Source organism: Holdemanella porci, assembly GCF_019052655.1.
GTDB lineage: Bacteria > Bacillota_I > Bacilli_A > Erysipelotrichales > Erysipelotrichaceae > Holdemanella > Holdemanella hominis.
Map to the genome: position 1 here is coordinate 23,594 of NZ_JAHQVB010000016.1, position 10,897 is coordinate 34,490.

General features: G+C 34.1%; 12 protein-coding genes. 11 read left to right on the forward strand and 1 reads right to left on the reverse strand.

From position 1 onward, the window contains the following. The first annotated feature begins 54 nt into the window (after window positions 1–54). The 10 genes from KTQ83_RS04655 to fusA all read left to right on the forward strand — a co-directional run bounded on the left by KTQ83_RS04655 (window position 55) and on the right by fusA (window position 8,150). Window positions 55–651 carry a hypothetical protein gene (locus KTQ83_RS04655; protein WP_117925676.1) on the forward strand — a complete coding sequence of 199 codons (597 nt, stop codon included), beginning with the start codon at window positions 55–57 and terminating at the stop codon, window positions 649–651. A 44-nt stretch (window positions 652–695) separates the two neighbouring features. Continuing rightward, the gene (gene rpmG / locus KTQ83_RS04660) at window positions 696–845 is read left to right on the forward strand and encodes a 50S ribosomal protein L33 (RefSeq protein WP_117571901.1); all 150 of its coding nucleotides are present in this window, start codon (window positions 696–698) and stop codon (window positions 843–845) included. A gap of 9 nt (window positions 846–854) precedes the next feature. Then, window positions 855–1,052, forward strand: coding sequence for a preprotein translocase subunit SecE (gene secE, locus KTQ83_RS04665; protein ID WP_117925675.1), 198 nt, complete (start codon window positions 855–857; stop codon window positions 1,050–1,052). 10 nt (window positions 1,053–1,062) lie between these two features. Further along, the gene (gene nusG / locus KTQ83_RS04670; protein WP_117925674.1) at window positions 1,063–1,608 is read left to right on the forward strand and encodes a transcription termination/antitermination protein NusG; all 546 of its coding nucleotides are present in this window, start codon (window positions 1,063–1,065) and stop codon (window positions 1,606–1,608) included. Window positions 1,609–1,631: 23 nt separating this feature from the next. Continuing rightward, window positions 1,632–2,402, forward strand: coding sequence for an HAD-IIA family hydrolase (locus KTQ83_RS04675; RefSeq protein WP_217256125.1), 771 nt, complete (start codon window positions 1,632–1,634; stop codon window positions 2,400–2,402). A 55-nt stretch (window positions 2,403–2,457) separates the two neighbouring features. Beyond that, window positions 2,458–2,688 carry a preprotein translocase subunit SecG gene (secG, locus tag KTQ83_RS04680; protein WP_003866033.1) on the forward strand — a complete coding sequence of 77 codons (231 nt, stop codon included), beginning with the start codon at window positions 2,458–2,460 and terminating at the stop codon, window positions 2,686–2,688. A 45-nt stretch (window positions 2,689–2,733) separates the two neighbouring features. Then, window positions 2,734–4,800 carry a ribonuclease R gene (gene rnr / locus KTQ83_RS04685; RefSeq protein WP_186998660.1) on the forward strand — a complete coding sequence of 689 codons (2,067 nt, stop codon included), beginning with the start codon at window positions 2,734–2,736 and terminating at the stop codon, window positions 4,798–4,800. Then, window positions 4,793–5,173, forward strand: coding sequence for a VOC family protein (locus KTQ83_RS04690; protein ID WP_217256126.1), 381 nt, complete (start codon window positions 4,793–4,795; stop codon window positions 5,171–5,173). The genes rnr and KTQ83_RS04690 overlap by 8 nt, the downstream gene beginning before the upstream one ends. A gap of 222 nt (window positions 5,174–5,395) precedes the next feature. Further along, complete coding sequence (locus KTQ83_RS04695; protein ID WP_117925670.1) at window positions 5,396–6,067, forward strand: ankyrin repeat domain-containing protein; 672 nt, start codon at window positions 5,396–5,398, stop codon at window positions 6,065–6,067. Between the two features lie 10 nt (window positions 6,068–6,077). Next, window positions 6,078–8,150 (forward strand): elongation factor G, encoded by a 2,073-nt coding sequence (gene fusA, locus KTQ83_RS04700; RefSeq protein ID WP_117925669.1) that lies wholly within the window; start codon window positions 6,078–6,080, stop codon window positions 8,148–8,150. A 40-nt stretch (window positions 8,151–8,190) separates the two neighbouring features. Here fusA and KTQ83_RS04705 read toward each other — a convergent pair whose 3' ends face one another. Beyond that, window positions 8,191–8,853, reverse strand: coding sequence for an HAD-IIB family hydrolase (locus KTQ83_RS04705; protein WP_333791089.1), 663 nt, complete (start codon window positions 8,851–8,853; stop codon window positions 8,191–8,193). Window positions 8,854–9,042: 189 nt separating this feature from the next. On the opposite strand from KTQ83_RS04705, the gene KTQ83_RS04710 reads away from it, so the two are divergent. Next, window positions 9,043–10,779, forward strand: a complete 1,737-nt coding sequence (locus KTQ83_RS04710; RefSeq protein WP_217256127.1) for an ABC transporter ATP-binding protein — start codon at window positions 9,043–9,045, stop codon at window positions 10,777–10,779. The last annotated feature ends 118 nt before the right edge of the window (window positions 10,780–10,897 follow it).

The following is a 10,897-nucleotide window of genomic DNA, read 5'->3' on the forward strand; positions in this document are numbered from 1 at the left end:
CTTTTTTAATGTCTTTTTCACATTGCCTCGTTATAATGGATTTAGGTGATAAAGATGAATATATATGAATGTATATACATGGTTCAAATGAATGATTTTACAGAAATGAAAAATTTGATTCAATACTATAGACCTATGGTGACGGACATATGGGCGGATGTCTTTGTACGAAAGGCAAACACAATTCTTTGCGAAAAAGAAGAATTCTATCGTCATGCCGATTTATTGTTGTATCATTGTATATTTGAATATCGAATGGATCGTGCACTTTCGTTTTCAGGATTTTATAGGCGTTGCACTAAAAATAAGGCCTATGATATTTTGCGTCATAGCATAAGAAAGCAGTGTTACTCAAATCAAACCTGTATTAGTTTAGACCAAAGAATTCGTGAGGATACAAAACTATACTATGGTGATGTGAACATGTTCGATTCATTAGAAGTTCATGATGTTGTTTTAGATAAACTCATGTGGGAATATACAAAAAATCGTATAAACCGTGTTTTTGGTAAAGATTATGTACAGATCATTGACTATCGAATGGAGGGCTATACTTTAAAAAATATAGCGGAAGAACTTGGCTTAAGTGCTTCAAAGGTAAGTTTTATGTTTGAAAAGGTAAAAAAGTGGTATACGACAATTGACAGTTGACTGGATAAAATGGTACATTTATTGAGTTAAGGAGCGTGAAGGAATTGGCAGATAAAGTTGTTTTGACGTGTACAGAGTGTTTATCAAGAAATTATACGACCCCAAAGAATAAGAAGACCAACACGCAACGTCTTGAAATTAAAAAGTATTGTCCAAAGTGTGGCAAGCATACTTTGCATAAGGAAACAAAGTGAGGAATCCATATGAGTAAAGAAAAAAAAGAAAGAACATATTCACCATCAAAAGTGTTCAAAGAATTAAAAACTGTTAAATGGCCAACATTTAAAGAATTAATGTCATCAAGTGGTTTGGTAATCGTATTTACAGTATTATTTGGTTTGTATTTCTTTGTTTGTGAGGTTTTATCAAGCGGTCTTGTGAAAGTGATCGTTGGCGCATAGGGAGGAAAATATGTCAGAGTTAAAAAAAGAATGGTATGTAGTAAATACATATGCAGGTCAAGAAAATCGTGTAAAAGAAAACTTGGAACGTCGTGTAAAAACTATGGGTCTTGAAGATTCTTTGTTCCAGATCGTTGTTGCTGAAGAAAAAGAAATTGAATATAAAAATGGTAAACCAGTAGAAAAAACACACAATCTATTCTCTGGTTATTTATTAGTGCAAATGATCATGACAGATGAAGCTTGGTATGTTGTACGTAATACACCAGGTGTAACTGGATTTATTGGATCAAGCGGAAAGGGTGCTAAACCATTCCCAGTAGCTCAAGAAGAAGTTGATGCTGTATTACGTCGTCTAGGACGTCAGGATGTAAATGTTCAAGTTGATTTTGAAGTGGGAGACCGTGTAGAAATCACAAATGGAGCTTTCAAAAACTCCGAAGGTGTTATTGAAGCTATGGACGAAGAAAAGAAAGAAGCTACAGTTCTATTAATCTTATTTGGTCGTGAAACACCAACAGAAATTCCATATATGGATTTAAAGAAAGTCGACTAAGACTTTCTTTTTTTAGGTGAATTATGAAAACTTTAGTATTTGACTTAGATGGCACAATGTATCGTGGGACGCAGATTATTGAGAGTGCTCATCAATTTTTAGATTATTGTATCCAAAAGGACATTCCATTTATTTTTTTGACAAACAATTCGATGCGTACCCCACAAGAAAATGTAAAGCATATGGAAGAGATGGGATATACAAATATTAAGCCAGAGATGTTTTATAATAGTGCCATGGCAGCTAGCCAATATGTTAAGAAACATTATGAAGGGAATAAAGCTTATTACATTGGAAAACAAGGCATGAAAGATGCATTGAATCAAGAAGGTTTTATTATTGATGATGAAAATCCAGATTTTGTCTTTATAGGATTGGATAAAGATGCCACATATGCATCTTACTCAAAAGCTCTATCTTTGATTTTAAATGGAGCCAAAATTATTGGGACAAATAATGATCGTATTTTAGCAAAACCAGGTGGATTTGAAGTTGGTAATGGCAGTGTCGTAGATATGTTTGAATATGCAGCTAATCAAAAATCCCCTCGTATTGGTAAGCCAAATCGAGCGATTCTTGATTTGTGTTTAGAATATTTTGGCTTAAAAGAAGATGAAATTGTATTAATTGGTGATAATCTAGAAACGGATATTAAACTTGGGTATGAACAAAATATTGAAACGGTGCTTGTACAGACGGGGGTTCACAACAAGGAAGATATTGAACGACTAAAAATTTATCCAACTCATGTAGTGAATACGTTGATGGATTTAGTAGGCTATAATTTTGACTAGTATTTTTATTGAATTATTGGTATAATCGAAATATCGTAGAAGGTGTGATGAAAAAATGAAAGATATATTAAATGTGGTTTTAATGACATTATCTGGTGTTATTATTATATTGACATTATTACAAAGTGGTAAATCAGACGGGTTGTCTGCTGCCTTTACAGGAAGTGGAGATTTGAACTTGTTTGCGGTACAAAAAGAAAGAGGTCCTGAAAAAGTTATCTCTCGTTTAACTTTGTTTTGTGGAATTTTGTTCTTTGCGATTGTAATCGCATTGCAGATTGTGTAATTAAAAGACCGTTAAGGTCTTTTTTCTGTTTTAAAGGAGGAAAAAATGAAAGAAAAGATCATTCAATATCTAGAAGAAAAAAAAGAATGTAAAATACGCGATTTAGAAAAAATAGTAAGACCTAAATCAAGTAAAGAATTTACAGAAATGGTGAAGTCTTTAAATGAATTAGAAGATGAAAAATTGATTTATAACGATCATACAAGCCTATATTTGATTGATGATATACATTTTATGGCTGGAAGTGCAAAAGATATTTCCAGATATGAAATTGCTGTATTTAATGAAAATAATAAGGTGTATGTTCCGAAAAATAAAAAGATGAAGATCTTTGATAAAGATGAAGTTTTAGTGCGCTTAAAGCCAGAACCGTCTTTAATCAAAGTGTTTAATCATGGATTGACAAATATTACAGGAGTTATGATTCTTAAAAAGAAGAAAACATTCTTCTATAGCGATTTAGATTTACACTGTTCAATTCGTGTAGTCAATGAAAAAGAATTTAGTTTTAAAAAACGTACAAAAGTTGTATGCCAAATTGTGAAGTATGCAGATCCTCTAGAAGTAAGGATCATCCAAGTCTTAGGACATCCAGACGATGCAGGCGTAGATATTAGTGCTATGCTTACGAGCAACCAAGTTCGTCAGGTATTTAATGGGAAAATTGTAAAGGAGTGTAAAAGAACCCCGGCAAAAGTACAAAAGGATGAACTTGAAAATCGTAAAGATTTAAGAAATCTATTAACTGTCACAATTGATGGGGATGACGCCAAGGATTTTGATGATGCGATATCGATTGTGAAAAATGAAAAGGGATATTTATTGTATGTACATATTGCCGATGTTTCACATTATGTAAAAGAAAATAGTGCCCTTGATCAAGAAGCCTATTTACGAGGAAACTCTATATATGTTTGTGATCGAGTTGTGCCTATGCTTCCATTTGATTTGAGTAACGGTATTTGTTCATTAAATCCAAATGTAGACCGTTTAACGATTACTTGTGCTATGCAAGTGGATGAGAGGGGAAATCTATTAACATATAATGTCTTCCCGAGTGTGATTCATTCCGATAAGCGCTGCACATATAAAAAGGTAAACGCATGTTTAGCTGCAGATGAAACTATACTGGAAGAGTATTCAGAAGTTAAAGATTTATTGTTTACTCTAGAATCTTTAGCTAAATTATTAAAGAAACAGTCACACAATCGTGGATGTATTGATTTTAATACCAAAGAAGCAAAGATCATTATGGATAAAAATGGTTATCCTGTAGATGTAACAGTTTTAGAGCGCGGTTTTGCCGAACAAATGATTGAAGAATGTATGATCTTAGCCAATGTTTGTGTGGCTCACCATATGCATGTGAATAAAATTCCAAGCATGTATCGTGTGCATGAAAATCCAGATCCTAAAAAAGTGGCGACAATCTGTACCGTTGCGAATTCTTTACGTATTCCATTTGATTTCTATCCAGATGAAGTAAATGCTAGCCAAATCCAAAAATTCTTAGAATCGATTCAAGATGAAAATTCATATGAAGTCTTGTCTATGGTAGCTTTGCGTTCTATGCAAAAGGCGCGTTATGATGCGCATTGTTTAGGACATTTTGGTTTGGCACTTGAAGAGTATTGTCATTTTACAAGTCCAATTCGTCGTTATTCAGACTTAGTTGTACACCGTATGCTGCATGCATATTGTTTTAATGAACAAAAGCGTACACCATCAAATGATGAAAAGAAAATCGAAAAACAGGCTTTCCATATTTCTGAAAAAGAAAGAGATGCGATTATGATGGAAAGAATGGTGAATGACTATAAGAAGGCGCAGTTCATGGAGAAAAGAATTGGTCAAGTTTTTGAAGGAACAATTGTTGGTGTGATGAGTTTTGGTTTCTTTGTGGAAATGGATAATACAGTGGAAGGACTTGTTCCAGTTCATACTTTATCAAATGACTTCTACGATTATGATGAGGATACAATGACTTTAAAGGGACAGACGCATGGTAAAGTGTTCCAAATGGGAATGCGTGTACGTGTTGTTTGTACGGATGTCCAAAGAGAAAAAGGACAAGTGACATTTAGTTTGTTAGAAAGAAGAAATCATGATTAAGGGAATTCACCATGTTGCATTTAAATGTGAGACCCAAGAACAATATGATGAAATGATTTGTTTCTATCATGAATTATTAGAACTTCCCGTATTGAGAAAGTGGGATACAGGCATTCATTTAAATTGTTTTAATAGTTGTATTGAAATATTTTTGGATGGCACAAAGTCAGTTGGGGAAGGATGTATTCGTGATTTTGCGTTTGCGACAGATCATGTGGATGAACTTGTTGAAAAAGTTCGTAATGCTGGCTATAGAGTGAGTGTGGAGCCTAAAAATGTAGATATGAAAACAAATCCAGTTTCTCCAATTCGAGTGGCTTTTATTGAAGGTCCGCTTCATGAATCTATTGAATTATTTTGTGAAAAGGCATAATTGGTAGGTTTTCTGTCCAAGTTGGTACTTGATTTGCACTAAATATTTTCTTTGTTAGAATGGAATCAGTTAAACAAAGGAGTGATTGAGATGAATCAAGTTCAAGGCGTAAAAGTAAATAAAAATTTCAATCTTTTCTTTGTACATATGTAAACTGGGGTGAACTATCATTCCAGTTTTTCTGTGATTTCAAGAGCAATAATGATGAGGAGGATGATTGAAATGGATCAGAATTTTAATAAGGTATTTTGGGATGCATGTGCGAATGGAGATTTCCCAATGGTTTGTTCTCAAATCAAAGCAGGAGCGGACGTAAACTACCAGAATGGTGATGGCCGTACTGCATTGATGCGTGCAAGTAAGCGTGACCGTAAAGATGTTGTGCAGGTTTTACTTGATAATGGGGCTGATGTGAATATTTCAGATAATAAAGGGAAAACAGCTTTAATGACAGCTGCAAAAAAAGGTAATAAAACAATCTTAAAGGCTTTGATTGATGCAGGTGCAGATGTCAATGCCAAAGATGACAGAGGACGTACAGCTTTAATGCGTGCTTGCTTATTAGGACAAGATCGTTGTGTTGAAGTATTATTAGATGCTGGGGCAAAAATCAATGATCAAGATGAGGTAGGTCGTAGTGCTTTAATGGAAGCTTGTATTGCGTTTAAGCGTGACACAATTCACTTATTGCTTGAAAGAAACGCAGATGTAAACTTATTTGATAATAATGGTGTAACTGCATTGATGCGTGCAGCTTATGGAGGATATCCAAGTTTAGTGGAAAAATTATTGGCATATGGCGCTGATAAAGATATGACAGATAAACAAGGTAATGTTGCATTAGATTATGTTCGTGAACATTGTAGAGCTCAATTAGAGCCAATCTTAAGATGAGGGTAAGCGTATGAGAGATTATCAGAGTTTTGAAGTACGTAACGTAAGCGTAATCGGACATAGTGGAGCTGGAAAAACAAGTGTTCTAGAAGCTATGTTATATTATACAAAGGCAACAGATCGTTTTGGTAAAACAACAGAAGGAAGTTCAATGATCGATTTCGATGTTGAAGAAATTCGTCGTGGACTATCTGTTTATACAACAATTGTTCCAATTGAATGGGAAGATAGTAAAATTAATTTCATTGACACACCAGGCTATTTAGACTTTGTTGGTGAAAAACAAGGTGGTTTTGCGGTAGGTGATTCAAGTTTAATCGTAGTTAATGCCAAAGATCCTTTACAATCAGGAACTAAATTGGCTTATAAACAAGCTATAGCTGAAAAGAAGCCTACAATTTTTTTTATCAATAAGTTAGATGAAGAACACACAAGTTTTGATGCAAGTTATCAAGCATTGCGTGAAGAATTTGGTAAGAGTGTTATTCCATTTGAGGTTCCTATCGTTGAAGATGGAAAAATCGTCGGATCTGTAAATATCATTAAAAATAAAGCCTGGTATTATAGTCCGGAATTAGCTGATAAAGCATGCCCAGTGCCTGAATCTATGCAAGAAGAAGTGGCTCTTTATAAAGATCAGATTGCCGAAGCGGTTGCGATGGGCGATGATGAATTAATGGAAAAATTCTTCTCTGGTGAAGAATTTAGTGATGCAGAATTAAAACGTGGTGTGCGTATTGGTGTACGTAATGGAGAAATTTGTCCAGTATATTCTGGTAGTGCAGTCAATTCAATTGGTATCCAACGTTTGATGGATTTAATCGTTGATTATTTCCCAACATACTCAGAAAGAGGTATGTACACAGCTACAACTCCAAATGGTGTTAAAGTTGAATTGTTGACAAGTGAAACAGAAGTTTTAACAGCACAAGTATTTAAAACGATTATGGACCCATTTGTTGGAAGAATCAGTTATGTAAAAGTATTGAGTGGTGTACTTGCAGCTGATAGTACAGTTGTGAATGCCAATAATGGTAAACCTGAAAAAATCAGTCAAATCTATATCGTTAAAGGTAAACACCAGACAGCAGCTGGTAAATTGTTTACTGGAGATATTGGTGCTTTAGTAAAACTACAAAATACTAGAACAAACGATACATTGTGTGATAAAGGCAAATTGTTGATGGCAGATCCAATCACATTCGATACACCGATGTATGGACAAGCTGTTGTGCCTAAGACTAAAAATGACGAGGATCGTTTATCAAATGGACTTGCTCGTTTACAGGAAGAAGATCCAACATTTAAAGTTGTAAACAATCCAGAAACAAAAGAAACAGTGATTTATGGTGTGGGTGATCAACACTTAGATGTCATTGTAAATAAATTAAATTCTAAATTTAAAGCTGAAGTTGTTTTAAGTGATCCAAAAATCACATATCGTGAAACAATCACAAAGACAGCTGTTGGTGAAGGTCGTCATAAAAAACAATCTGGTGGACATGGACAATTTGGACATGTATTTGTAGAATTTAGTCCAAATCCAGATGAAGAAGAAATGGTATTTGCAGAAAAAGTATTTGGTGGAGCTGTTCCGAAACAATATTTCCCGGCCGTAGAAACTGGACTTCGTGAATGCTGCCAAAAAGGTCCTTTAGCAGGATATAAGATGGTCAATGTGAAGACAACATTATTAGATGGTAAATATCATGATGTTGACTCAAGTGAAATGGCATTTAAAATGGCTTCTCATTTAGCTTATAAAGACGCGATGACTAAAGTTCGTCCAATCTTATTAGAACCAATCATGAATGTTAAGATTCGTGTTCCAGATGAATTTACAGGAGCTGTAATTGGTGATATGAATAAACGTAGAGGTTCAATTATGGGTATGACTCCAGTGGATTCAGATCAAGAAATTGATGCACAAGTTCCAATGGCAAATATGTCTAGATATTGTGTTGAATTAAGAAGTATGACAACTGGTTTAGGTACTTATACAATGGAAATGGACCGATATGATCCAGTGCCAGAACCTTATGCTTCAAGAGTGATTGAAGAGAGCAAAAAAGAAAAAGAATAGAACATACGTAAAAAGACAGCAAGAAAACTGCTGTCTTTTTCTATATAATTTCAAAATGTTTTAGTGCACTGACTATTCCATCTTCTTGTACAGAATCTGTAATGTAGTCAGCTATAGCTTTTACATTGTCTTTGGCATTACCCATCGCAACACCGGTACCAACATATTTCAACATCGAAATATCGTTTCCTCCATCGCCAAAGGCCGTGGCTTCCTCTTTGTTGAAATTGAAGTAATCCAATATTTTTTGAATACCTATATCTTTTCCACCATTACAAGGAATGATATCACAAGCTCTATTCCACCAGCGAGCCACTTTTAATGTAGTTGTGTTTTCTAGAATCAACTCATCTTGATCTTCTGTAGTGGCAACCATCATTTGATAAATTTCTTCTTCCATAAAATTATTAAATTCATCAAGTACATGAACATGTTGGTTGGCAATCATGAAATATTCTTCTAAGATTTCATCATCAAAATTACATCCCATCTTATTGATTCCAGCTAGAGCAACTGCTTTATTTAGTCTTTTTGCGTTTTCGACGAATGTTTCAATATCTTTCTTATCTATGGGATTCTTGTAAATCAATTCATTTTTGGTGAAACAATAGGAGATATTAAAAGAAAGTACTCCATCAAATTCGATGCCTTGAAATTTAGGAACGACAAAAGGTGGCCTTCCCGTCGCTAAAATGATTTTGATGTCTTTTTACTTAACTAAGTTTAATGCATCAACTAGTTCTTGGTGCATTTCCTTCTTGCCAAGTTCTAAAAGTGTACCATCAATATCAAAAAATAAAATTTTAATCATAATCCATTCTTGTTTTATTTTAGCATTACTTTGGAAAATTCAATAAATTTTGTGTATAATACAGAAATCAGGAGGGTGTATATGAGTACATTTAAACGATTTTTACAATATTATAAACCATATAAAGGGATTTTCTTTATGGATCTGTTTTGTGCACTTATCATGTGTATTGTTGATCTATCTTTTCCTTTGATTCTAAGCTATTGTACAGGACAATTCTTTTTGAACTCATCCAATGAAATTTTAAAAGGAATTATCGTATTAGGAATAGGTTTACTCGTTATGTATGTGATACGTGCATTATGTCGTTATTACGTGAGTTGTCAAGGCCATGTGATGGGAGCCAACATGGAAAGTGATATGCGTCAAGACTTATTCAATCAATATCAACGTTTATCTTTCTCCTATTATGATAAACACAATACAGGGGTTATGATGTCTCGTGTTGTTTCAGACTTATTTGATATTTGTGAGTTTGCACATCATGGTCCTGAAAACCTATTTATTTCATTATTCAAAATTGTCGGATCTTTCATTATTTTGGCTACGATTTATTGGCCATTGGCATTGATTCTTTTGGCTGTGACTGTTGTGATGATGGTGTTTAGTTATTCTCAAAATAAAAAGATGCGAAGAACCTTTATGGAAAACAGAAAGAAGATTGGTAGTGTGAATGCAAGTCTTCAAGATTCTTTGGGTGGTATTCGTGTTGTACAGTCTTTTGCGAATGAAGATATTGAAATTGATAAATTCAATCATTCAAACATGGAATTCTTGGAATCTAAAAAAGACAATTATCGTGTTATGGGTACTTTTCAAGGTGGAAATAATTTCTTCCAAGGACTTTTATATGTCACAATCATTATATTTGGTGGGCTGTTTATCGCTAATGGCGATTTAAACCCAATTGTGTTAGCTACGTTTGCCTTATATATCAATGTATTTGTTTCTCCAATTGAAGTGTTGGTTGAATTTACGGAGATGTTCCAAAAAGGATTCTCTGGATTTAGACGTTTTGAAGAGGTTATGAATGAAGTTCCTGAAATTCAAGATTCTAAAAATGCCAAGGATTTAGAAAATGTTTCTGGAAATATTGATTTTGATCATGTGTCTTTCCAATATACTGAGAATGAAAAGGTTATTGATGATGTAAATTTACATATCAAGGCCGGTGAAAAGATTGCTTTAGTGGGACCAAGTGGTTCTGGTAAGACTACACTTTGTTCGTTATTGTCTCGCTTTTATGATGTCACAAATGGATCTATTCGTATTGATGGTCAAAATATTAAAGATGTAACTTTAAAATCTCTTCGTTCAAACATTGGTTTAGTACAACAAGATGTATATTTGTTTACCGGAACAATTGAACAAAACATTGCTTATGGAAGACCTGACGCAAGTCATAAGGATATTGTGGAAGCGGCTAAAAAGGCGAATATCCATGATTTTATTATGTCTTTACCAGAAGGATATAATACGTTCTGTGGGGAAAGAGGAACGCGTTTATCTGGTGGACAAAAACAACGTATCTCGATTGCACGTGTATTCTTAAAAAATCCTAAAATCTTGATTTTAGATGAGGCTACGAGTGCCTTGGATAATGAGAGTGAGAGAATCATTCAAAAAAGTTTAGAAGATTTAAGCAAGAATCGTACTTGTATTACGATTGCCCATCGTTTATCTACGATTCGTAATGCAGATGAGATTGTCGTAATTGATGCGACAGGTATGCATGAACGTGGAACACATGATGAATTGATGAAATTAAATGGTACTTATGCGAAATATTATAAGCTTCAATTTGAGGGGTTAAATTAGCAGGCATGCAAATGTCTGCTTTTCTGTACGACAGGCACTCGTGCTTATAGTTGATAATCAATCACCGATTATCAACTGTTTTATTTTAGAGACAATAAAGTACAAGATACTCGTAACA